Source organism: Maritimibacter dapengensis, assembly GCF_019218265.1.
Lineage (GTDB): Bacteria > Pseudomonadota > Alphaproteobacteria > Rhodobacterales > Rhodobacteraceae > Maritimibacter > Maritimibacter dapengensis.
In genome coordinates this window covers 1-22,944 of the sequence record NZ_JAHUZE010000005.1, presented here as the reverse complement: position 1 = coordinate 22,944, position 22,944 = coordinate 1, and the positions used below count along the sequence as shown (strand labels likewise).

Annotated in this window: 22 protein-coding genes and 1 pseudogene; 9 read left to right on the top strand and 14 right to left on the bottom strand. The window is 63.0% G+C overall.

Annotation, left to right across the window (positions count from 1 at the left end):
• Positions 1–76: 76 nt before the first annotated feature.
• The 7 genes from KJP28_RS18160 (at position 77) to KJP28_RS18130 (ending at position 5,925) form a co-directional block, all read left to right on the top strand.
• Positions 77–745 (top strand): TrbG/VirB9 family P-type conjugative transfer protein, encoded by a 669-nt coding sequence (locus KJP28_RS18160; protein WP_035366665.1) that lies wholly within the window; start codon positions 77–79, stop codon positions 743–745.
• Positions 742–2,124, top strand: a complete 1,383-nt coding sequence (locus KJP28_RS18155; RefSeq protein ID WP_028093946.1) for a TrbI/VirB10 family protein — start codon at positions 742–744, stop codon at positions 2,122–2,124. Before KJP28_RS18160 ends, KJP28_RS18155 begins: the two co-directional genes overlap by 4 nt.
• Before the next feature lies 1 nt (position 2,125).
• Positions 2,126–3,124 (top strand): ATPase, T2SS/T4P/T4SS family, encoded by a 999-nt coding sequence (locus tag KJP28_RS18150; protein WP_218394043.1) that lies wholly within the window; start codon positions 2,126–2,128, stop codon positions 3,122–3,124.
• Positions 3,111–3,305 carry a DUF4177 domain-containing protein gene (locus KJP28_RS18145; RefSeq protein WP_028093948.1) on the top strand — a complete coding sequence of 65 codons (195 nt, stop codon included), beginning with the start codon at positions 3,111–3,113 and terminating at the stop codon, positions 3,303–3,305. Before KJP28_RS18150 ends, KJP28_RS18145 begins: the two co-directional genes overlap by 14 nt.
• On the top strand, positions 3,302–3,700 hold the full coding sequence (locus KJP28_RS18140; protein ID WP_028093949.1) for a hypothetical protein: 399 nt from the start codon (positions 3,302–3,304) through the stop codon (positions 3,698–3,700). Before KJP28_RS18145 ends, KJP28_RS18140 begins: the two co-directional genes overlap by 4 nt.
• Before the next feature lie 6 nt (positions 3,701–3,706).
• Entirely contained in the window at positions 3,707–4,786 is a 1,080-nt protein-coding gene (locus KJP28_RS18135; protein ID WP_028093950.1) for a TrbL/VirB6 family protein, read from the top strand.
• A 575-nt stretch (positions 4,787–5,361) separates the two neighbouring features.
• Positions 5,362–5,925: a hypothetical protein gene (locus tag KJP28_RS18130; RefSeq protein ID WP_048534205.1), complete on the top strand. Its 564-nt coding sequence runs from the start codon at positions 5,362–5,364 to the stop codon at positions 5,923–5,925.
• 70 nt (positions 5,926–5,995) lie between these two features.
• Here the strand turns inward: KJP28_RS18130 and KJP28_RS18125 are convergent, their stop codons facing one another.
• The 6 genes from KJP28_RS18125 to KJP28_RS18100 all read right to left on the bottom strand — a co-directional run bounded on the left by KJP28_RS18125 (position 5,996) and on the right by KJP28_RS18100 (position 14,285).
• Positions 5,996–8,011, bottom strand: a complete 2,016-nt coding sequence (locus tag KJP28_RS18125; RefSeq protein WP_204115152.1) for a type IV secretory system conjugative DNA transfer family protein — start codon at positions 8,009–8,011, stop codon at positions 5,996–5,998.
• An 8-nt stretch (positions 8,012–8,019) separates the two neighbouring features.
• Entirely contained in the window at positions 8,020–10,347 is a 2,328-nt protein-coding gene (locus KJP28_RS18120; RefSeq protein ID WP_204114550.1) for a relaxase/mobilization nuclease domain-containing protein, read from the bottom strand.
• A complete protein-coding gene (locus KJP28_RS18115) occupies positions 10,334–10,927 on the bottom strand; it encodes a hypothetical protein (RefSeq protein ID WP_043753561.1) in 594 nt (197 codons plus the stop codon). The genes KJP28_RS18120 and KJP28_RS18115 overlap by 14 nt, the downstream gene beginning before the upstream one ends.
• A gap of 567 nt (positions 10,928–11,494) precedes the next feature.
• Positions 11,495–11,701 (bottom strand): hypothetical protein, encoded by a 207-nt coding sequence (locus KJP28_RS18110; protein WP_028093953.1) that lies wholly within the window; start codon positions 11,699–11,701, stop codon positions 11,495–11,497.
• A gap of 662 nt (positions 11,702–12,363) precedes the next feature.
• Positions 12,364–13,176 (bottom strand): hypothetical protein, encoded by an 813-nt coding sequence (locus KJP28_RS18105; protein WP_188479606.1) that lies wholly within the window; start codon positions 13,174–13,176, stop codon positions 12,364–12,366.
• A gap of 179 nt (positions 13,177–13,355) precedes the next feature.
• Positions 13,356–14,285: a DUF2493 domain-containing protein gene (locus tag KJP28_RS18100; protein WP_043755221.1), complete on the bottom strand. Its 930-nt coding sequence runs from the start codon at positions 14,283–14,285 to the stop codon at positions 13,356–13,358.
• A 624-nt stretch (positions 14,286–14,909) separates the two neighbouring features.
• Between KJP28_RS18100 and KJP28_RS18095 the strand changes: the two genes are divergently transcribed.
• Positions 14,910–15,299 carry a thermonuclease family protein gene (locus KJP28_RS18095; RefSeq protein ID WP_043755224.1) on the top strand — a complete coding sequence of 130 codons (390 nt, stop codon included), beginning with the start codon at positions 14,910–14,912 and terminating at the stop codon, positions 15,297–15,299.
• Between the two features lie 43 nt (positions 15,300–15,342).
• On the opposite strand, the gene KJP28_RS18090 is transcribed toward KJP28_RS18095, so the two are convergent.
• The 3 genes from KJP28_RS18090 to KJP28_RS18080 all read right to left on the bottom strand — a co-directional run bounded on the left by KJP28_RS18090 (position 15,343) and on the right by KJP28_RS18080 (position 17,064).
• Positions 15,343–15,849 (bottom strand): JAB domain-containing protein, encoded by a 507-nt coding sequence (locus KJP28_RS18090; protein ID WP_081979737.1) that lies wholly within the window; start codon positions 15,847–15,849, stop codon positions 15,343–15,345.
• A gap of 40 nt (positions 15,850–15,889) precedes the next feature.
• The gene (locus KJP28_RS18085; protein ID WP_043755226.1) at positions 15,890–16,120 is read right to left on the bottom strand and encodes a hypothetical protein; all 231 of its coding nucleotides are present in this window, start codon (positions 16,118–16,120) and stop codon (positions 15,890–15,892) included.
• A 215-nt stretch (positions 16,121–16,335) separates the two neighbouring features.
• Positions 16,336–17,064, bottom strand: a complete 729-nt coding sequence (locus KJP28_RS18080; protein WP_048534142.1) for a DUF736 family protein — start codon at positions 17,062–17,064, stop codon at positions 16,336–16,338.
• A 272-nt stretch (positions 17,065–17,336) separates the two neighbouring features.
• Between KJP28_RS18080 and KJP28_RS18075 the strand changes: the two genes are divergently transcribed.
• A complete protein-coding gene (locus tag KJP28_RS18075; protein ID WP_218394042.1) occupies positions 17,337–18,317 on the top strand; it encodes an IS110 family transposase in 981 nt (326 codons plus the stop codon).
• Between the two features lie 36 nt (positions 18,318–18,353).
• On the opposite strand, the gene KJP28_RS18070 is transcribed toward KJP28_RS18075, so the two are convergent.
• From KJP28_RS18070 to KJP28_RS18050, 5 genes and pseudogenes are all read right to left on the bottom strand, one after another.
• Positions 18,354–18,632, bottom strand: a complete 279-nt coding sequence (locus tag KJP28_RS18070) for a hypothetical protein (RefSeq protein WP_048534140.1) — start codon at positions 18,630–18,632, stop codon at positions 18,354–18,356.
• 81 nt (positions 18,633–18,713) lie between these two features.
• Positions 18,714–18,893 carry a DUF5983 family protein gene (locus KJP28_RS18065; protein WP_043754053.1) on the bottom strand — a complete coding sequence of 60 codons (180 nt, stop codon included), beginning with the start codon at positions 18,891–18,893 and terminating at the stop codon, positions 18,714–18,716.
• A gap of 98 nt (positions 18,894–18,991) precedes the next feature.
• Positions 18,992–19,432, bottom strand: a complete 441-nt coding sequence (locus KJP28_RS18060; protein WP_043754051.1) for a DUF6915 family protein — start codon at positions 19,430–19,432, stop codon at positions 18,992–18,994.
• Between the two features lies 1 nt (position 19,433).
• Positions 19,434–19,820: a DUF6878 family protein gene (locus tag KJP28_RS18055; protein ID WP_009803668.1), complete on the bottom strand. Its 387-nt coding sequence runs from the start codon at positions 19,818–19,820 to the stop codon at positions 19,434–19,436.
• Between the two features lie 125 nt (positions 19,821–19,945).
• Positions 19,946–22,834, bottom strand: a pseudogene (locus KJP28_RS18050) (strawberry notch family protein); the annotation flags it as partial.
• Positions 22,835–22,944 lie beyond the last annotated feature (110 nt).

Genomic DNA, 22,944 nt, shown 5'->3' with positions numbered 1-22,944 from the left:
AAAGCGCGAGAGGCGCCAGGCTTTTTGCAATGCGAAACACGCCGGACACGCCAAGGCGTTCCTCGCGACCTTTTTGATGGTCTCACTGTTTGCGTCCTACGCGTCAGCCGAGGCGATCCCGCGCGGGGGACCCAACGACCACCGCGTCCGGGTCGCATCCTACCAGGAAGGCCAGGTCTACAGGCTGAACGTTTCCCTGACCCATGTCACGACCATCGAGTTCGGGACAGGCGAGAGCATCCGCTCAATCATCGCCGGCGACACGGAAGGCTTCGAGATCGACGGTGTGCCCGGCGGGCGGGCCTTTGCTATTAAACCCGTTGCCCGCGGCGTCCATACCAACGTGACCGTCTACACCAACAGACGGAGCTATTATTTTAATGTGAACGAGGTCTCGAGCCCGACCTTCTATGTCGTGCAGTTTCGCTACCCCGAGGACAATCGCCGCCCTTCCAACGCCATCGCGCGCGCCGCACCGAACACCAATTACGCGGCCAGCGCACGGACGGAGTTCACGCCGACCCGGGTCTGGGACGACGGCACCTTCACCTATTTCGCCTTCCCGCGGAACGCACCCGTCCCGGCGATCTTCCGGTACACGAACGGGCGCGAGCGCACGGTGAACACAGGCCCGGTCGAAGACGGTGTGATCCGTGTCTCGGGCGTGGGGCGCCAATGGGTGCTGCGTCTGGGCGAGGACGTGGTCTGTATCGAGGCGACGCCGCCCGCGGAGGCCGCCTCATGAGTGACAACAACCCGGATCTCGAACAGCGCCTCGCTGCGCTTGAACGGGGCAACCCGCGCCTCGGACCCGCTCCGAAACGCCGCTCGCCGCTCCTCGCCCTCCTCCTCGCAGGGCTCATCCTTGCGGGCGGCTTGGTCCTCTTGCTATTCTCGGGCCCTGGGGAAGAGGTCGCCCTGCCGACGGCCACCCCGGACGAGTTCCAAACCGAGGGTGACGGGTTCGGAGAGATCGAACTCTTCGTGCCACCACCCGCCCCGGAACCCGAGATCGTTCTCGTCGAACCAGAACCCAACGCCGAACTTCTGGCGCAGATCGCCGCGCTCCAGGCCCAGATCGAAGAACTGCGCGATGCGCCGGACTCCGACGCCGGGGCGGACAGCGCGGCCGCCGAGGCGATCGATGCGCTGACCGCACGGATCGCCGACCTACAGGACGCCTCCGAGAATGCTCAGGAACAATTCCAGGCCGAACTCGCCGCACGAGATCGAGAGCTGCAACAGCTGCGTATGGACCTGGACCTCGCGCGGTTGGAGGCCAACAAGCCGACGCCCGCCCCGCTCGGACCCACCGACGAAGAGTTGCGCGCCCGCGAAGAAGAGAGGCTGCGGCGCGAGGAAGAGGCGCGACGGCTGGCCGAACTGCAACGCCGGGCCGAGGAGGAGCGTGCCTTCCAGGAACGGCGGATTTCCTCCCCCGTCATCGCCTTCGGCGGAACGGGCGGCGCCAATGCGGGCGAGACAGAACTTACCGAGCGCACCTTCGGCGAGGTGACAGACTTCGTGCTGAACGGCGCGTTGCCGAGCGCCATCACACAAGCCGAAGTCATCGCAAATCCCTCGAACACCGTCATCCAGGGCACGATGATCCAGGCCGTGATGGAGACCGCACTCGACAGCTCGCTCCCTGGGCAGACCCGTGCCATCATCTCAGAAGACGTCTTCAGCTATGACGGCTCACGGCTCCTGATCCCGCGCGGCTCGCGCCTCATCGGACGCTTTCGTTCCGGCATCGAGATCGCGCAGCGCCGGGTCACCATCGCCTGGGACCGGATCATCCTGCCCAACAACCAGACCGTTCAGATCAGTTCCTTCGGCGGCGACGAACTCGGGCGCTCGGGCGTCACCGGTTTCGTGGACACGCGCTTCGACGAGCGTTTCGGCTCTGCCGCACTGATTTCGATTATCTCCGCCGCCCCGAGTGTGGCCGCCGCCCAGGTCGAGGATGAGACCACCGCGGACGTACTTGAAGATGTGGGCGACGACCTGGCCAACGCCACCGACAGTGTGATCGGTGAATATCTCTCCATCGGTCCCGTCATCTACGTCGACCAGGGCGCACGCGTCACCGTCATGGTCGACCGGGATCTGGAGATTTTCTGAGATGACGCTCTCCTACCTCCAGACCTCGCTCGATAAGCTGAAGGACGCCGCCCGCGATGACGTGATCGAGATATGCATCAACCCGGATGGCTCTTGCTGGGGTGAGTTCCAGGGGGATCACTTCATGCGGGCACTGGATCAGCGTCTGACGGTCACGGAGGTGCGCGATCTCGGCAACCAGATCGCCTCCTCAGCCAACACGACTATGAGCAAGGACAAGCCCATCGTCTCGGTCTCGATCACCTATCGGGGCCGCCCCATCCGTGCCCAAGTCGTAACCCCGCCCGCGGTGCTCTCGGGCATGTCGATCTCGCTCCGGTTCTTCTCGAGCCTACCGCTGGACCATATCGAGCTTCGTTTCCTCTATGGCGAAGAGCGCAAGCTCGAGAAACTGCGCCAGGAGAAAAACCGCGCGCTGCGCGAGGTCGTTGCCGCCGGTGACATCTACGCGGCCATCCGCTTCTGCGTCGAGAACAAGCTCAACATGATCGTCTCCGGCGGCACCTCGACCGGTAAGACAGTCGCGGCTCGAAAAATCCTCTCCTACGTTCCCGATGAGGAACGGATCGTCACCATCGAGGAAGCCGCAGAGCTTCTCCCCGCTCAGCCGAACGCGGTGACCCTGATCGCCAACCGCGATGCGGAGTTCCAATCCGCCGACGTGCTTCTAACCGCGACGCTGCGCATGAGGCCCGACCGGATCATCCTCGGAGAGGTGCGCGGCAAGGAGGCCATGACCTTCCTCGAGGCGATCAATACCGGCCATGGCGGTTCGATGACAACCCTCCATGCCGAAACCCCGCAGCTCGCCGTCCAGCGTCTCGCCATCGCCGCGCTCAAGACCGAGATCCCGATGACCTACCAGGACATGGTCCAATACATCGAAAGCTCGATCGACGTGATCATCCAGGCGGGCCGCGAGGACGGCCAACGCGGCATCACCGAATTCTATCTCCCCGGAACCGATCTCAGCGGAGGCATGACCCATGAAGCGGTTTGAATACCAGATCATCACCTATCCGATGGACAAGAAAACCAGCCTGATCGCGATGCAGGACGATCTGAACGCACGTGGGAAAGAAGGCTGGGAAGTCGTATCGGTCAGCTCGTCAGAGTTCGCGCATCTTGGCCACACCGCGTTTCTGAAGCGCGAGATTGCCGAAGGAGCTGGCGCGAAATGAGAAACGCCTTGCTTTGCATCTCGATCACCGTTGTGGGGTTTCCGGCTGCCGCCGAACGCGACTTCGTCCCCTCTCTCGACAGCACGTCGGATGTCTGCATCGATCGGCCCGCTGAGCCTGAGTGGATGCAGAACATCACCGTGCGAGAGGCTTACAGACGTGTCCTGGTGCAAGACATTTACCGTGCTCAGAACCTTGAACGTATCGTCGAAACCGGATCCTGCACCTGCGACACACGCTTCCCGTCCTGGGAAGCGGCGGAAACGGAGTTTCGGGAGCGTTTCAACACAGCCGAACGATGGGAAATGCTGGAGGCCTCGGACACTTACAACCGGCGCGCCAACGCGTTGAGACCTGACGCGATGGCAATCTGCGAAGCCGAGGGCAACTGGTAGCAGATTATGAGCGTCGTCACCTACTTCGTCGAGACCTCCCAGGGCTACCTGGATTCTGCCGCAGAGACGCAGTTCGGCGCGGTGGCGGCGACAGTCGGCACGATGCTGGTTCTCGGAACGACGCTTGTGGTCATTCTGGTCTGCGTCAACATGATCTACCAGTACCGCTCCATGGATGGACGCACTGCGTTCTGGCTCGCGGTGAAAGTCGGCCTCATAGGGGTCTTCGCGACAAATTGGGTGCAGTTTAACGCCTTCTCCTCCGCTGTCCTAAACGGCATCGACAGCATCGCCGGATCGCTTGTCGCCTCGGTCGGCGGCGGCACGCCCGGACCGTCGGGGACCTTCGCCGAGGAATTCGACCGGCTGATCGCCGAACTGGGTGAATACCTGAATGCGGCCGGTTCTGAACTGAACTGGATGGCCGGGGCGTTGCTTGACGTTCTTGGCGTACTCCTGCTCTCGATCCTGGGCGGGCTCGCCGCATTCATTCTCGTGGCATCCCGGCTGATGATCGCACTCCTGATAGGCATCGCGCCGGTGATGATCTTCCTCACCCTCTTCGAGGTGACCAAGGACTATTTCGCGCGCTGGCTCTCGGCGCTGATCTCCTTCGCGCTCTATCCGATCGTCGTTGCAGGCGTTTTCGCGACAATCACCGGCGTCAGTTCGGCATTGATCGGCGAGCTCGGCGACCCTGAGGGCGCGTCCAACATCGGGGCCCTCATCCCATTTTTCATGATGGTGCTCATGGCCAAGGGGTTCATCATCGCGACGCCGTTCATTGTCCGCGCGATCTCGGGGAACATCATGATGCCAGCACTATCAGCAGGCCTTGGCGGTACATACGGGTTCGGTCGGGCGCTTGGCGGCAGTCAGCAGGCTTATAATCGGTATCTCATTGGAGGAGCGACTGGCGCTGAATATGCTGCGCTGCGTGCGCGGCAGTTCTTCGGGGTGCAGACAATGCCGCAGAGGCCGGGTGTTAGCCAAACCGTTCCGACGAACCCTGACACTGGTTCGGGCAGCTCAGGCGCGCGAATGCTGGCACAGTTGGCCCGCCTAAGCAGGCTGGGCCGAAGGTAGCATTGACCGTCAAAGGCTTCACCAGCGGGAACATGTTCTTTGCGAGCCTATACCTTTGCCTTCAGCAGAGCTCGCGGCAAACTGCCTGAACGGATTTACCTTGGCACCATCATGCCATGTCCGGGTGAAGTGGAACGGCATCGGCGCCGGTGTTGCTGTCTGGGACGTCTATCCTGTATCCCCTTCTTACATCAAAGCATTCGACGGCAAGCTTCCTTTGGGAAATTGCCGGTAGCGGGCAGTAAATTGCCGCGATGTTCTCGTTGAATTTTTAACTTGTCACTTGACAATTTAAGAGAGTGGAGTATCTAAGGTGCCAAGGAAGAAGCACACATCAAAGGAAATCGAGGCCGTCATCCAGGAGCTCGAAGAGCTGGGATGGGACCTTATTGAGGGCAAGGGGCACGCGTGGGGGATCCTCCGATGCCCGGCCAACGATAAGGATTGCCGCTGTGGCGAGTTTTGTCAGATGTCTGTCTGGTCGACCCCGAAGAATCCACAGCAGTTCGCGAAAAGGATCCGACAGAAGGCTCTGGCCTGCGTGAAGCTTCAGAAGAACGACGAAGGTAATGCCGATGGCTGAAGAATTCGAATTCGAACTGGTCTTTGCGCTCCCCGACGGAGAGCACGATGCGTTTGCGCTCTCTGACGCGGTCTTCGAGGCGGGTTTTGAAGATGCGCTCGTGGGCACCGGTCACGCCGGTCTCCTAGGTGTAGAACTGGAACTTGAAGGGGATGAGGCCGAGAGCGCGATCCTTGAAGCGGCGCGGGCGCTGATCAAGGCGTTGCCGCAGGGCACTGTCCTGCGCGAGGTCCGTCCCGACCTGGTGTCTCTCGCGGATGTCGCCGAGAAGCTCGAGGTGAAGCGACAGGCGCTCCAGCAGCGCAAGATGCCCCTCCCCGTTGCCGGTGGCCTCTACCGCATCGATGAAATGATCGAGGTTCTGATGGAGGCCTCAAAGCCGGCGAAGGGGCAGCGTCGTCCGCGCTTTAACCTGGCTTCCGCCGCGAAGTGGTTTCGTGCGGGCCCCGCGGCCCGCAGGGTGAACGCCCAGTTGACGATGCGTGAGATCGACCCTGCGACGATTGAGCGAGCCCCTCGACCAGAGCGCGACGATCCTGGTTTTCTTCACCCGTGACAATGGTCGATTCCGGGGCGCGGGCACAAGGCGCCATCGTGGCATGCTTTCGTGTCGCCCGCATGGCGGCTTAGCCAAGCCCGAATTTCTCGCCCGCCTCGCTGACTTTTGCTTCCGAACCGGACATCTCCGCCTCCAGCCGCTCCAGATCACTCACGGCGTCCTGCACCCGGACTACGTCGTCTTCTGTCGCAGCCTCCACCTCGAGATCTGCCTGCCGCCCGAACTCCATCTCGAACTGCCGCTGATCGTCCGCGAGGACTGCGGCACGACCGCACCGAAGCGCTTGAGCCGGGCCGGGCTCAATGGGTGCATTTCCTTCGGTTTTCGTAAGTCCCATCCTGGCCTCGAAATCGCGTTCCGTGAGACCAGACCCACGCGGAGCTGAAGGCATCGCCCGGACACTCAGGGGCAATTCCCCCATCGGAGGGACCGGCCCCTTCGGAAACGGCAGATCCCCCTCCTGCGCCGAGTGGATACCCTTGAAGAACGGATCCTCGTAGTAAACGACCCGCTTCGCCCGGACCGGCATCTGCGCGTCCACGACCACCACGATCTCATCAAGCGGCAGACGTCGCGCCTCGTCTTCCGGCAGGAGCGCGACTTCTTCCGTCCGCTCAGACTGGCTGCGACCCTCGAACGGGTTCTTCCCGACCGCGCGGGAACGGGTGACCACGGTCTTGGTGGTCTTGCCCACGGCCTTGCTCAACTCCTCGACGGTCTTTTCGTCCGAGGGCGTGAGGTAGAGCTTGATGCCTGCATTGCCCTGCAGCGCCCGCCGCGTGTTCTCGCCGTAGATCTCGTCGATGGCCGGGATGGTCTGGGTGACCACCGCGAGATGCCCGCGATAGGCGCGCAGCACTTCGATGCTCTCGGCCACGATCGGCATCTTTCCGAGCCGGTTGAACTCGTCGAGCATGATCATGACCGGCCAGGGCTCGTCGGCGCCCGGTTCCTTGTCCTGCAGGGCGGAGAGAAGATCAGAGAAGAACAGTCGGATCAACGGCGCCAGCGGTTTCACCATGAGGGGCTGCACGACGAGATAGACGCTGAAGGGTGTCTTGCGGATCGTCCGGAAGTCAAAATCCGATACCGCCGTCGCATCGTCGATCGCCGGGTTCTGCCACTGATCGAGGCCCGAGGTCATCAGGAGCGAGACATAGGAGGTCAGCGTGTCGTTGTTGGTCGAGGCCAGCCGCGTGAATATCAGCCGCGCCGCGGCGTTCTGGACCTCATGGGCGCGCGCGAGATACTCCTTCTGCTTCTGCCCGCCCGAGGCGGCGATGCGGTAGATCTCCCCGAGCGTCGGCCTGCGGCGTTGGAACGCGAGTAGCCCGGCCGCGACGAAGAGATCGATCCCGCCCTTCAGGAGGCCCTGCACGCGGTCGTTGTCGTTCTGAAGGAAGAGCGTGGCCAGGAGCTGCAGCTCCATCTGCTGGCGGGCCGGGTCTTTGAACTCGTAGATGCGCAGGAGCGGATTGTAGCGATGGGTGCGCCGGTCCTCCCAATCCGTGGGCGCGAACCGGAACACCTCGTCGCCCTGTGCCGCCCGGTGGCGGGCCGAGGCCTCGAAGCATTCGCCCTTCACGTCCAGCACGACCGCCGATCCCTGCCAGGTCAGCAGGTTCGGGATGACGAAGCCGGTGGTCTTGCCGCGCCCGGTCGGTGCCACGATGAGCGCGTGTGGGAAGGTCCGGGAGCAGAGAAAGGGCGCGCGGGAACCGGGCTTGCCCAACTTGCCGATCACGAAACCTGTGCCGGGCGCGCCGAAGAAGCCGTTCCGCTTCATCTCGCGGCGGGTCTGCCAATGGGTGTAGCCGAAGCGGGTGAGGGCCGAGCCCGACATCGCCAGGCTCATCATGAGGCCCGCCAGCCCGGCCCCGCCCATGATCAGGTTGATCAGGCGAAAATCATCGGGGCGGGCGGCACCGATCGCCCGGTAGTTCTGCGCGATGTAGAAGAAATCGATCTCGGCCTGGAAACCCAGGTCCCGGAACGTCACGACAGCCGAGGCGATGACGTAGCCGATCGCGATGGCGACGAGTGTGACCAGCACCACGCCGAGGGCGAGGCGGCCTTTCCCCATCCCTCCCATCAGTGGGTCTCCCCGCGCTCGGTCTCACCATCGACAAGATCGGCGCGGTGGATTTCGAACTCGCGGTCGGCGATCTCCTCGACCACGGCGCGGGTCGCCTCGCTGTTGGCGGTGGCCGGATCCGTCTGCAGGTAGGTCTTGGCGGCGTAGAGCCGGTCGAGACGGTCTTCGATCTGGGTCTTCAGCACGTCGACATCACCGTCCCGCAGCCGGTCGATCTGCGCCGCGTCCAGCTCGCGCTCGACCGCGGCGCGATAGGCCAGTCGCTGACCGTCATCCTGGAACGGCCCATGCAGATTGCCGGCCCGTTCATGGTCGACGACCCGCCGGATGTCCGGATCGGCAATCGGCGCGCCCTCGACAGCGTCCCCCTCGCGCACGTCCGAAAGCCGCCCGTCGCGCAGGTCGAGCGCCACCTCCTGCAATTCGTTTTCGCGGCGAACCTGGTCGATGGCCTCGGTGTCACGCAGTTCGGTGACGGCCGCATAGGTCGCGCCAAGCCCGCGGGCAAGATGCGACGGCATGTCGGGATAGCGCGCGCGGAACGCGTCCGTGACGGCCTCCGCAACGGGGGTCCGCGCGTCGCGACCCTCCATGATCCGGTCGACTTCGCGGGTGATCTCGCGGGCCCGATCCTCGTCGGTGATGTGCTCCCGGTAGGGTACGGACCGGTCGATCACGTCACCGGGGCGCGCGAGGAGTTCCGGATGCGCATCGAGGTACCTGCGTTGCTCTTCTTCGATACGCCGCTCCGCGCGGGAGACGATCTCCGACTCCCGCGCCTCGATCTGGTCTTCGGTCAGACCTTCCGAACGCATGTCCTGGCGGATGGCGCGCTCCATGTCCTCAGTGGCGTCCCGATGATAATGGACCCTCTCCGTCACGGTGCGATCTTCCACGACACCGTCCTCACGCAAGACCCCTGCCCGCTCCAGCGCGACGCCGAGCTGGACATGGGCCCGGTTGAGGGTCTCGCGCGCCGTCTCCAGATCCGCGCGGCGCTCGAGGTTGAGACCGTCCCTCTCGGCCACCCGCGCCAGATCGTCAGCGATCCATTGCCGCTCGAGCGCCGCGTTCTGCGCGCCCGTCTCCATCCGCGCGACCACCACGGACGAACTGATCCCGGTTCCGCGCAGCGCGGTGTCGACATGCGCCCGCACCTCGGGGTCGCGCAACCGGTCGAGCCGGGCCGCATCGATATTGGTCTCGGAATAGATCCCGCCGTCGGACGGCTTCTCGGTCAGTGTCACGGAGCGCAGCCCCAAGGGCTGCATATGCGCGAGCCGCGACTGGATCTCGTTGAGGCTGCGCTCGAGCCTCGGCCGTTCGGCCTCCGGCTTCGCATCAATCATGCCCTGCACGCGCGCGACCTGATCGGCATAGCGGGTCCTCAGGTCGTCGAACGATTGCTCCTCAGCCATGTAGACCCCTCCTTCCGATGTGAGTTTGCCGCCCTTCGCCAGCAGTTCTCCGGACCGGAACAGGGCATCGGCGATATCTTCGCGGTTGTCCGCGGAGGCCTCGGCTGCGAGCGAGTGATAGATGATCCGTGTATTGGCGATCTCTTCGAGAGCGCGATCCAAGTCTGCCCCGACCCGTGGCCGTGGTTCCGCGGCCCGCCCCTCAACCTTGGCCGCATAGACCTCGCGGGTGCGCGGCGGGTAGTGCACGACACCTCGGTCGAGCCGCCGCGTGGCCTCCAGACGCACGCCGAATTTCTCGGCCTCCTCGACCATGGCGAGGCGGAAGTCGTCATAGTTGAACCTGTGATCGCGACCCAGGAAGAAGAACTCGCCCTCCTGGGACCGGCGGTTCAATACTATATGCGCGTGGGGATGATCGCGATCCTCATGCACTGCGATGATGTAGTCGAAATGCCCCTCGTCGGACTGAAAGAACCGCTCCGCGACATTGGCGGTGATGTCGCGCACGTCCTCGCCCCGGGTGCCGATCGGGTAGGACATGAGCATATGCGTCGTCTGCCCGAGCTTGGGCTTGAACCCCGCGCTCCAGCGCTTGGCGAACCGCTCCGTCAGGTCCTTGATCTCGGATGCCTCGAGCTTCGTCTTCCCGTCCAGGAAGCCGCTGCTGTCCACGAGATGCGAGGACTTCGTCGTCAGGTAATCGAGCTGGTTCATCAGCTGCGATTTGGTATGCGTGCCCCCGCCCCGGATCGCCTTGAAGACCGCTGCACGGTGACCGGCGGCGGCCCGCACGAGCTGCCTCTGCCGGGACGCCTGCAGCCCCTGCATCGAGCCCCGAATGCGGCTCCAACCGTCCCGGAAGATTTCACCGGTGACGTCATGGACGGCATCATTCAGCCGCATGGGCAAACTCCCTCAGAGCGGCAGTGGCGGCGAGCTGCATGGCATCCCGACGACGGCGCAGCAGCAGATCGATCTCGTCAGCGGAATCAAGGATGAACCGCGCCAGACCACGCATCTGCGCGAGGCGCAGTTCGGACAACTCTGCGTTCGGTGCGGAGCCTTCCCCCTGCCCCGCCCGGCTGGCTTTCATCATCTGCTTGGCGACCTGTACGACGCCGTTACCGACCTCGTGCAGGGAGGCCCGGTAACGTGCCATCTCAGCCGCCAGCTGCGCGTCCGGAACGAAGGTTCCCCCCGCCGCCTGGATCAGCCGCCGGACCCCCTCCGTGCGGGTCTCGATCCCCGCCGCGGCCAGGACCTCATCCAGCGCACTAAGCTCTTCGGGGGTCAGTTTCACGGTCACGGCGGCCGTGGCCACGGCCGCATCCTTCTGGCGATCTTCGTCCGCCTTCAACGTGTACTGGATGGCCCGCGGCGTGACCCCGAACCGCTCCGCGAGCTCAGACGTCCCCACACCTTCTCCGGCCTCACGGATAATCTCCGCCCGCTCCGTCTGTGTCAGTCTCCTGGTCCGGCTCATACGAAGAAAGCCCCCCTATTTCCTGCCACCTTCATTCAAGGTCGCCCTCATCATACGAAACTATATGTTGCGGTCAATACAATATTATTGTAGATTGCCCCCAGGCGACCTTGAATTCCGCTTCAAGCCGAGCACCGCAGGTGCGAGGCCCGGCCCGAAGGGCCCAGCAACACCGACCATCTCCAACCGCACCTCGGCCACCTGTTGTCATGCCCGCGCCCGAGGGTCTGGCCGAACACGGACCCGTGTTCGGACGGAAGCGAGGGGCGGCGCATCTCTTCACCGACGGGGCTGACGGACAGGGTCAAGGGCGGCCAGATTTGGCTTGGCCCAAATCTCTGCCGGAAAAACCGGCGGGCTTCAGCCCGACTGTTATTCCGGATGGCCCCCTTGAGGCTGGCCGGCAGACCTGTTCCAGGCGATCTCTGAAATCCCCCGTCAGGACCGTGCACGGTCCTGACACCTTATCGGGGACACCGGCCGAAAGCAGGGGTCCCCGGTCTTGGCGCAGCCTTCCCTGAGACAGGGAAAGGGCCGCCTCTAGGGCGGCCCATCCTCCTGGGAGGATTACTCCTGCGGTTCCTTGGAGCTCGGCGGGAACATCACCAGCTCCTGGACCGCGACGGGGAAGTCGAGCTTGAGGCTGAAGAACTCCGAGCCGTCCCCGTTGCGGGTGTTGCGGAACATCGCGCCGACGCGCTGGAAGCGGGTGCGCTCCTGACCTTCGTTGTCGGTGAACTTGACGGGAACGGTGGCGACGTAGTGGTTGGTCATTTGGGTCTCTCCTTTTTGCGATGGGGATCACCCGGCACGGGGGGCAAGGGAGGTCCGCAAACACAAATGCGGAGGGTCCGCGCGCCCCGCGCGTGGAAACCGTATTTGTGTTTGCCGGAGCGTGAGCGGAGGGCACGGACCGCCCGACCCCGTGCGATCCACATCTATGAGCAAAGAGGGGAGACCCGGATGTGCACCCCGCCCCTCAGCCGTTTTCGGTCCTGTCGAGTTATGTCAGACATGACCATGTCCGCGCCGCTCTCATCCAACGCGGCGGCGGGATGGTTCGCCCAAGCCCGATCGGCACGACCGCGATCGTCTGCCTCAAACTCGACTTCCCCGTCGCAGTCTCGCGATCCGGGGAGGTGATGCATCCGCGGGCCTGGCAGCAGCGTTGCCCGCCCGGACGGGTCGCCGCCATCGGGCGGCGCAGTCGATGCGCTGCGCCCGCCCCAGCGATCTGCACCCGCACGGCCGGATCGCGGGGTTTCAGGCGCGCATGAGGGCAACCCCGCCGGCAGGGGCCCGTCTTGACCGAACCAGTCACGGATCATCGTGTGATCAGACCGCAGTATTTTGTCCAGTTGGAAGGGCGAGCTGTCCAGCCGGGCCTCGGTTTGGCGGGGCTGACGAGATCATCTTATCGACTTGTTGCTCGACACTCATTTTGCGTCCAACTCGCCGAACTTTTCCAAATCGATGATCCGTTCGGGCGGAGTGGCGACCCGTTGCATCATGCAACAGTCAGTTCGCAGCTTGGCAATATCGAAGCTGGGGTTCGCTACCTTGAATGCCCAGCTGTTCAGGAAGACGCGTGCAATCCCAGGAATTTCGCCCATGCCGGTGATGTCAGAATAGCTGAAGTGCGGATGAGCACCTCGCACGAGTTCTTCGCCACCAATGCGGACATGTACGATGATGGGAACGGTTTCCGAGTGGAGCAGGTGAAGGCCCGATTGATCGCCGAACAACCGCTGCACGACATGCTGATCAAACTCAGAGCCGTGACTCAAATAGTGGTCGAAACCATTCGCGAGACCCGATCGAGATAGACTGAAATGAACTTGTCCTTCCCGTCGGCCTTGCTTGTTTTTCGGGCCGACATCTTCAAGTACCTCGGCAAGTTGGTGTTCTAGATGATGCCACTGAGGATGGGTCTTGAGAATTTCTGTGAGTCTTTGCCTGCGGTCTGCGGCCACCAATGGACGCAGACCAAGTTGCTGCACAGATAGGATTTCGTCCGGCAGCAAACGTGTACCATGGAAGACGCAGAATTCATGTGCTTGCAGCCAATCGTAAATCGCGTCTGACGCCGTTTCGATGTCCGTATGCCGAACCACGGAGTCGCCCGCATCCTCGATGAATTCAAAATTCGATGAAGCGAGGGTTTCGATCGCTTCCTTGCCTACCAGATCAACTGCCAGTTCGCGGAAAGACCCCTCCCAGGTCTCAAACTGATCGTAGTAAATAGTCATTTCTCTGGGGACCTGTGACAGTTGCCAACTGGCTTACCCGTCTAGCGTCTCAGGGGAATCTTGCAAACGGTGTCATCGGCGAAAAGCTGCATCTAGTGAGTTCGATACGTCCGCTTGGTCGCATTTAGAGGCCGACGTGAAAACGACAAAAGGGCCGCCCAAAGGCGACCCTCTCTCATTCACGCGTCTGCCGACTTCTTCGCCGGATCGGCGACCCGCATGACGGTGAGCCCCTTCGCCTCGGCCTTCTGCCCGAGGTTCAGCGCGACCCCGTTGCCACCGAAGAGCACAACTCCCGTCGCAGCAAACTTGTCGTCCAGCATCTCATCGTTGCATTTGAAGGGTGCCGCCCGCCCATGCGCGGACCAGCGCGGATCGAAGCGCGCCTGCGCGACGCCGCGCGCCCGAGCCCACCGGGCGGCGATCATCTCGGCCCCGTGCTTGCCACCCTTATGGCAGAGGAAGATCTCCTGGTTGCGGTTCTGCCGGATGCGTTCGCGAACCTTGTCGAGTGTCGAGAAGATGACGTCGATATCGGTCCAGTCGGTCGCCCCCGACACGATCAGGGGAACCCCCTCGACCTTCGACTTCGCGGCCGTTTCGCGATCATGCTGTTCCAGCAACTGCCGGGCCTCGAAGACCGCTCCGGTCTCCTGAGCGCGAGCGCTGGCGCGCGATCCCGCGGCCGGGATGAAGGCATGGCCGGTCTCGACCTCGTAGCATTCCGCCGCCGCCTCGCTCATCACCTCGATGGCCGCGACAATCTCGCGGACCTGCAGGAAGCGGGCCTGCGCCTCTTCGAGCGCGGTCTCGGCGATCTCCGATCCGTCGTGGGATTTTGCCAGGGCGCCGATCTTGTCGGCGGTGCGGTCGAGCTCCTTGCCGAGAGCGATCTTGCGGCGCTGCAGGATTGTGGCGAGCCCGTGCGCGAGCGGTTCGATCTCGGTCTCGAGACCGGTGCCGCGCAGCTGGCCGAGCAGGGCCTCGAAAGTCTCGCGGACGACGCTGTCGGTCAGGATGTGATCCTCGGGGATGGGCAGCTCCGCGTCTTTCTCCGTCAGGCCGAAAAGTTCGATGGTCTCGTAGGCGTTCGCGTTCTCGTAAGTCATGTTGGTGTCTCCAGATGTTCGGGGAACCACCACGGGAGTGTGGTGGCATGGCCGTACGTCTGGTTCACCGAATCTGTCCGGGTCAGGGACGGCGAAGCCGCCGGCGTGCCGGGCGCAAAAGTTTTCCGGGCGCATCGCCCACCACGGGCGCGTCATCGAAAACTGGACCGCCCTTTCGACCCGCGCCGCCTTCGCCGAAAAGTTTTGCGATCCTTGACGCGGGCTGATTTGGGGGCCATCCGGAGGATATGCTTCCGCACTCATGTGTGTGTTGTTGACGGTAGGTTTGCCCGACGCGAGCAGGCAAAGGGCGCGACCGGACGCGGGAGACGGATGGAGCGGCGGGATCGTTTTGCCCCGCAAAACAGACCGGAGCGCAATCCGGCGGAGCGGCCGGGGCGCGGCCTGCTCGCGAGACGGGCAAACCGGGATGCCAAGTGCTGCGCCGCGGTGAGGCCGCATGGCCGAATGCGCGACGGACCGCAGGGCCGTTCTCGCCTGCGACACGCGAAGCCGAGCGGGGGAGGCCGTCAGGCAGTGGGCGCTTCGGGCCAATTAATGCGATAAGGGTCTGAGAGTGTTACGCCCGGAAGAATGTGAACCCACCTGCAGAGGAGGCGGAAGTTGAAATATCTGATCCCGATCGTCGTGATCCTGCTGACATCACCAGCCATCGCGCAGGTGCAGATCCGGGACGCCGACACCATCGTCGTCTCCGGCACACCTGTGCGTCTGAATGGCGTCGATGCTCCCGAGCTCCGAACGCGGGCGGGCCGGGATGCCCGGCGCTGGATGGTGAACTACCTCGATGGCCGTTCGATAGAATGCGAGCTCAACGGCGAGCGGACCCATGACCGATGGGTGGGCATTTGTTACGCCGATGGTGAGGACATAGGCGCCGCGCTGATCGCGGCCGGTCACGCGCTCGATTGTCGGAGATATTCCGGAGGTCGGTATGCCCATCTGGAGACGCCGGCGGCGCGGTCGCGGATCAGGCGGGCGAGATACTGCTAGCGATACGACTGCCAGGGAGCTGCGCGACGTTCAGTGCGCGAATTTAATCCGACAACATCCCTGCCGCCCGCATGCTGAAGGCGTTCTTCTCCCGCCCGAAGCCGACGATGATGTGATCGTGGACCACGATCTCCATCACCTTGCAGGCCTCCACGATCTTGCGGGTGAGCTCGATGTCGGTCTGGCTCGGATGCGGATCGCCGGAGGGGTGGTTGTGGCAGAGGATGAGGGCAGAGGCATCGAGAACGAGGGCGGCGCGGAGCACCTCGCTGACATAGACCGGGACGTGATCGATGCTGCCGCGAGTCATGACCCTGTCGCGGATCAGCCTGTTCTTCCGGTCCAGAAGCAGCACCCGAAACACCTCGACCCGTTCATGAACGGCGTTCAGAGCCAGGTAGTCGGTCAGCATGGTCCAGGACTGCAGTGCGGAGGTCGAGCGGGCATGCCTGCGCAGGATGATGCGGGCGGCGTCGATGGTCGCGATCTCGGCTTCGGAGAAACCGGATGCGCCTCGTTCGGCGATCTTTTTGGGATCGTGCTGTATCATGTCGTTTCCAATCTTTTGAGAGGATCGCGGCCAGCGCCGCTCAGTTCATGCCTGCGATGACGAGGCCGGATTTCATGGTGGGGCGGCCACAGGCCTCGCAGAAGCCGGCGCGCTGGTCGGGTTCGAGATCGGCGGTGTGGTCGCAATCGGGTGCCATGCAGATCGCGGGCACGATGCTGCCCTGCGCATAGTCCTCCAGGAAGTCCACGACCTCTGCGTAGCCTTCGGCCTCGGCGAGCGTGACCAGCTTGGGATGGGTGAGATTGAACATGCGTCTAGTCCTACTGATGAGGTGATACGAAAAGAGGGGAGCCGCGTCACTGCGGCTCCCCTCGCGGGACCTGCCTCTTGGGGACAGGAGGCGCGGGCCGGTCGGAGACAGGACCGGCACCACCCCGTCAGGCCGTTTTGGGAGGAGGATCAGGCCTGCACGGGCGAAAGCGCCCCGGTTGCCCGGGGCGCCAGTTCTGTAGCAGTCGCTGCCTGTCAGCCGACCAGGGCGAGCCCGGCGTTGTCCGACCGGTCCTGGCCTGCACTCTCGACGAAGGGAATGATCGAGAAGGTCTGGCCGCCGCGCTGCTCCTCGTTCTGCACGGCGTTCACCCGCAGATCGCCATCGGGCGTGTTGATGAGGAGCGAGACATAGTCGTTGCCGGTCCGGTTGCTCTTCGCCATCCAGGCCGAGCCGACGCGGATCGGGTGGCCCTTGGGCGAGCTGACCTCGATCCGGTAGTCGGGATGGGTCTCCTCGGTCTTGAACTCGTTCTCGATGAGCATGAAGTCGAGGTCAAACATCATGTTGGCGATGTAACCGGCAAAGGCGTTGTCTGCATCCATCGCCGTCAACTCGCCCGAGATCGAACCGGACTTCATCGCACCGTTCGAGACCAGCGGGATGATCTCGAATTCACCGGTCATCGCTTCGCGTGCTTCCTTGGTCTGCACGGCGTTGACCCGGAAGGGCCCGAGGCCGACATCGATCTGCATCGAGATGTAATGGTTACCGGTGGTGTTGCCGGTCTCGTTCCAGGCCGTGCCGATGCGCACCTTGCGGCCCGACTTGTTCACCGCCGTCACATCATAGTCCGGGCTTCGCTCGGACATCTTCGTCCGAGTCTCGAGCTGGATGGCGATGTCAAACCGGGTCGAATGGATCATGCCGGAATAGGCGGTGGCTGCGGTTTCGGCATTCTTGGTCAGGGTTCCTGCGAACATAGGTCTTCTCCTTGGGTTTGCCGCTGCCCGGCACTTGGCCAGAGCACGCGGGATTGCTTTTCGACCCCTCATGGGATCGCAAAACCACAAAGCCCTCTTGTATCTTTGATTGCGCGACGATCCCGCACGCGGAACGTCGAAATCTGGGATCGGCATTGCTAACCATCCCTGCGGAAGTCGGACCGAAAGCCTTAAGGTAGAGATGTACCGAAGGAGAGAATGGTCGGCTTCCGAAGATGGAACTGTTCTGAACAGATGAAGGGGAGTCACCGATGTCCCGAATACAAGAAAAGAAGACCATCACCACGGCGACCTCCCCATTCATTGTCGTTGGGGTCGACGTCAGCAAGGATCAGCTGGACGTGTATGTTTCGCCGGCTGGCAATCATCACAGCTTCAAGAATGACGCTGGAGGCGCTGTCGAACTGGTCAACGTCTGCCGAGATCACGATGCCGATCTTGTGGTCCTCGAGGCGACGGGACGCTATCACAGGATGGCGCATGAAACGCTTCATGGGGCTGGTGTTAGGACTGCTGTCGCGAACCCTGCTCGAAGCAGGAATTTCGCGAGGTCAATAGGTCGCCTGGCCAAGACCGACAGGATCGATGCGCAAGTCCTGGCTGAGTATGGTGAAAGGCTTCGACCTCCGGCGAGTACACCCCCTTCCAAACTGCAAGCAAAAATTGCCGAGATTACAGTCGCTCGGAGGCAAATCGTCGATGAAATGAAGATCCTGAAACAGCAGCAAACACAGACACTGGACGACCTGGTGATCGCGCAGATCGCGGCGCGCATTTCTCTGTGTCAGGGTCACTGCAAAGATCTCGAACAGCTATTGGCCGAATTGATTCAAGAAGACGATGGCATCAGGCGAAAGCATGAAATCCTTACATCAATACCGGGCATCGGCCTGACCACTGCTGCAACTCTGATATCCGAGTTGAACGAACTGGGCGGCGCGAATGCCAAGCAGATCGCATCTCTTTCCGGTGTCGCGCCCATGAACCGTGATTCAGGCAGCTTCCGCGGAAAACGTAAGATCGGCGGCGGACGCAAACCAGTGAGAGACGTCATGTATATGGCTGCCGTCGTCGCGATCCGCTGGAACAAGGACATGGCCGCTTTCTATCAGCGCCTCAAGAAGGCGGGCAAACCTTTCAAAGTCGCAATCACCGCCGTGATGCGAAAGCTCCTCATACTCGCGAACACGCTTCTCAGCGAAAACAGGCTCTGGTCAGAAACGCAGCCTTGATTTTCAAGACAGATGCTTTCCTTTCTCTCCTGCCCGTCAGCCCGGCCCGGCGGTAGACGAGGTGTCCGACGTCGCCCCGCGCACCACCCTCCCCTGCGCTGTCGCGCCATCATGGCCCGGCTCCGATATGAAGAAGTCGGCCTCGGCTCCGTTCAGCCTACGGCCGCTCCGGTCGGTCAACCCGATCGTGCTGCCGTTCGGCACAAAGGTTATGAGGTATTGGCCAAGGCCGTCCCGATGCACCCGATACCCCTCATTCGCCCAGTGGACGGATTTGCCGGCATCCACGGCGAGCTTTATCTCCGCGACGTTCATCCGGATCTCCATTTCAGTATTGGTGTTGGAAACAAGAGAGGCCCGATCCGTGGATCGGGCCTCTGTGCAACCGCGATTGACCTACCAGTCGAAGACCTCGAGATAGGGGGCTGGCGGGACGTCTCGATCGAAGAGGACGTAGTCACACCCGGCATCCATCGCCAACGCCATGACCGCCTTGAAGGCGTCGCAGTCGACGCCTTCCGGCATGTCGGCGAGGGTTACAGGGACGGAGAACAGCCAGCCATACTCATTCTGCATGCTCGGCGATTTGGCAAAGAGCCCGTTCTCGATAGCCTGGACGGTTTATTCAGGCAGATGTGCGGTGCTGCAATCGTAGAACCTGCGAACGTTGCGCATCATGATCCCCTCGCCTCCATCCAGTCCTTGAGGCCGAGGATCGTCTTGCCCCCAGCCACCTCGGCCAGCCATTTCGTGCGCGGATCGCCGACGGGCTCATGCGCTTGCCGGTCGATCTGCCCGTTGGCCATCCAGGGCTCGGGCTGGATCCGTCCGAGCCAGTCGGCGAGGCTCGGAATGCGGCCCTGACAGTCTTCGCGGACATGCTGCTCGCCGATCCAGCGGATGGGAATCTCGCGCCCCGCCCCGTTGGTGAGGGAGAGCCCGAAGACACGTTCGGCCTCGAAGATGCCTTGCGTGTGATGGCGCAGAGCACGGTGGGTGAAGATGGCGAGATGCTCCTTTGAGGCATCGAACCAGTCGTGAACGGCCTGATAGTCGGATGGCGTTCCGCCATACTTCCGGGCGGAACTTTCGGCATGATGGAGGGGATGGGCCATGTCACAGGCCCTCATCGAAACTGTGGGAGCATTCAACGTAGCGGTCGGCATGATCGAGGGTGATGCTGTCGGCGATGACATCCCAGGTCAGCGTGCCGTAGCCGCCCTCGTTGTTCTCGAAGCCGGGATGCTGGTGATAGGCGACGGACCAGGCGAAGTCGCCAACCTTCGTGCAGAGTTCGTCAGGGAGCGCAATGCCTGCGGGCTGCACCGTTACGTCTTCGATATTGCCGGAATCGCCGTAGCCTTCGTATTCGGCGGTGACCTCGGTGATGCCGAGGCCTCGCAATTGCGGGAGCAGCTCGTTTCGGGTGGCCTTGTTGGCGGCTTCGCGCTCGGCCTGCCACTTTGCCATCGTCTCGGCAAAGGTGGTCTCGGAGTTGGTCATGGGTCTCGTCCTCTTGTCTGGGATTGGGGAAGGCGCCGAGGGGTCTGGAGACACGCCACGGCGGCGGAACGCGAGGGGGCAAAGCACCCTTCCGCGTTCCCCCGACCCAAGGCCCGCTTTTCCTTTCAGGCGGCGCGATCAGCCCTGGAGGCTGATCCGTCCGCCACGATCCGGCCGAGGATCGCAGCGGTATCGACGCCCTCCCCGTGGGGCACGAAGACCCGAAGCTGGAAGGCGATGATCTCGGTGAAACACCCCAGGGCCTTCAACCCGTCGATCGTGCCCCGGTCGGCCCCGTCGATCTCGAGACGGGCCGCGCCCGCGACCCGGCGGCGGGTGAGCGTGAGGCCGCGTCCCAGATCGACCGGCGCGGTGGATCCGAGCGCGGCCGTCAGCATGTCCCGCGGGGTTTTCGGGGTGCCGACCATGAACCGCGCACGCAGGGCCGCGGCGCCGTCCTCGCTGACGGTCCGGCCGATCATCGCTGTCTGTGCCTCAGGTGTGACGCGGTAGATGCGTTCGTTGCCCGAGGGGATATCCTTCCAGATCGGCAACAGCAGCCCGGTCAGCAGGTATAGCTTCGTCGTGGTCACCTTCGGCAGGCTGTTGGCCTCCTCGTCCCAGAGGCGGCGGAACTCGGGCTTTTCGATCTCTTCCCAGGCGGAGGCCTGGAACTTCCCTTCCTCGACATAGGTGGACCCGCTTGGCCGGGTCACCTTGCGCATGAGCGTGACGATCTCTTCGTCATACATCTGCATCGGACGCGAGGAGATCAGCGCCGCACGTCCCGAGGCACTGTTGATCATTGGCAGCTTGTCGGGGTTCCGGTCCAAAGCTTCTTCTGCGGAGAGGATATGGACGGGGTCCGTCACCTCCAGTCCGATGATCCGTGTCACCGCTCCGGAGCGCGGACAGGTCCAGAGATCCTCGGTCGAGACCTGCTCGATCCTCTCGCCGCGCAATGTCTCGACGCCGAGATCGAGTGTGCCTGCAGCCCGCGCCCGCTCGGTCTGATCGGCAATCCGGCTCATGAACTCGACAAAAAGTGCATTCTGCATGTGGATCGGCAGCGCCAGGACACGGTTGAGGAAGCGCTGGATCGGCGGCAACTCTTCCAGGAGCACGCCGTCCTGGTCGATCAGTCGAAGAGCTGTCCAATCGCTGAACTGTTCGTAGCTCATGGCCGCCGCGCGCCCGGCGGCGAGATCGGCGTAATAGCCTCGCAGCGCACCCCTTGCGATCGGGCTTTCGAGATTGTCCTCCTCGCGGAACATGCCCTGGGAGCCGGTCTCGCGCTGGCCCTTGGTGAGGGCGCCCAGCTGATCAAGCCGTCGGGCGATCGTGGAGGTGAAGCGTTTCTCGCCGTGCACATCCGAGGTGCAGACCCGGAAGAAAGGCGCGCTGACCTGAGCCGAACGATGCGTGCGGCCGAGCCCCTGGATCGCGGCATCGGCCCGCCAACCGGGCTCCAGCAGGTAGTGCCGTCGCCGTTTCTGGTTCTTGGCCGTTTGAGCGGCATGATAGGACCGGCCCGTCCCGCCGGCATCGGAGAAGATCAGGATGTCCTTCTCGCCATCCATGAAGGCCCGGGTTTCAGAAGAATTACTGCTGGCGGACCGCTTCTCGATGAAGAGGGCACCTTCGCTGGCTTTCAGGGGGCGGATGGAGCGCCCTGTCACCTCGGCCACGACCTCATCCCCGAAGGCCCAGAGGATCTGGTCCAGCGCCGAAGGGATCGGCGCCAGGGACATCAGCTCTATCATTGCCTCATCGCGCAAGGCCTCGGCCTCGCGGGAGACAACCAGGGCGCCATTCGCATCCCGCAGCGGCTCCGCGACCATGTTCCCGTCGATCTCCACGATCTTCTGGGCATGGATCGGGAAGGCCTGTTCGAGGTAGGAGAGCACATAATCCCGAGGCGTCAACGCCCCCTCGACCAGCTCGTCTTCGGGGTCCATCGCCTCGAGCCGTCGCTTCAACAGGCTCTCGCCCGTCGAGACCACCTGGATGACGCAGGCAAATCCCTCGGCCAAATCATCTTCAATGGCACGGATGACGGTCGGGGCTTTCATGCCCATCAGAAGGTGGTTGAAGAAGCGCTGCTTGGTGCTCTCGAAGCGGGATTTGGCCGAGGCCTTCGCGGCAGAGGCGTTCGTCTGACCGGAGGCATCATTGACCCCGGTCGCGGTCAGCGCCGCCTCGAGATTATGGTGGATCGTCCGGAATGCCCCGGCATAGGCGTCATAGATCTCGATCTGCGCCGGTGTCAGCGCATGTTCGAGCACGTCATATTCCACACCATCGAAGCTGAGCGCCCGCGCGGTGTAGAATCCGAGCGTTTTGAGGTCGCGCGCCACGACTTCCATCGCGGCAACGCCTCCGGCCTCCATTGCCGAGACAAAGCTCTCCCGGCTCGGGAAGGGATAGTCCGGACCCTGACCCCAGAGTCCGAGGCGGGAGGCATAGGCCAGGTTCTGCACGCTGGTGGCCCCGGTCGCCGAGACATAAAAGACCCGCGCCCGGGGCGTGGCGAGCTGCAGACGCAGCCCGGCGAGACCCTGCTGGGAGGGTTTGACCCCCCTGCCCGCGTCGGACCCCGCGGCGTTCTGCATGGCGTGGGCCTCATCAAAAGCCAGCACGCCGTCGAACCCGTCGCCCATCCAGCCCAGAACCTGGCTCAACCGGGTCATCCCGCATTTGCCTGCGGACCGGAGTGTCGCGTAGGTCACAAAAAGGATGCCATCGCCCATGGAGATAGGCTGGTCAGGCTTCCATTTGGAGAGCGGCTGGATGTCGGCGGGCGAGCCGCCGAGGTCGGTCCAGTCGCGGACTGCGTCCTCGATGAGCGTGGCGGATTTGGAGATCCAGACCGCCTTGCGCCGACCCGCGAGCCAGTTCGCCAGGATGAGCCCGGCGCATTCGCGGCCCTTGCCGCAGCCGGTGCCGTCGCCGAGGAAGTAACCGAGCCGATAGGCGTACGCCTCTGGATTATCATCGGCGCGGGTTGTCACTGTACCCTAATTAATCAGATTCTGCGGATTGGAAGCGTTTTCGGCAGATTCTGTACCCTTAATTGCAATATATCCACAGGGCGCTGCGTCAGTGGCTGACACAGCTTTGGCGC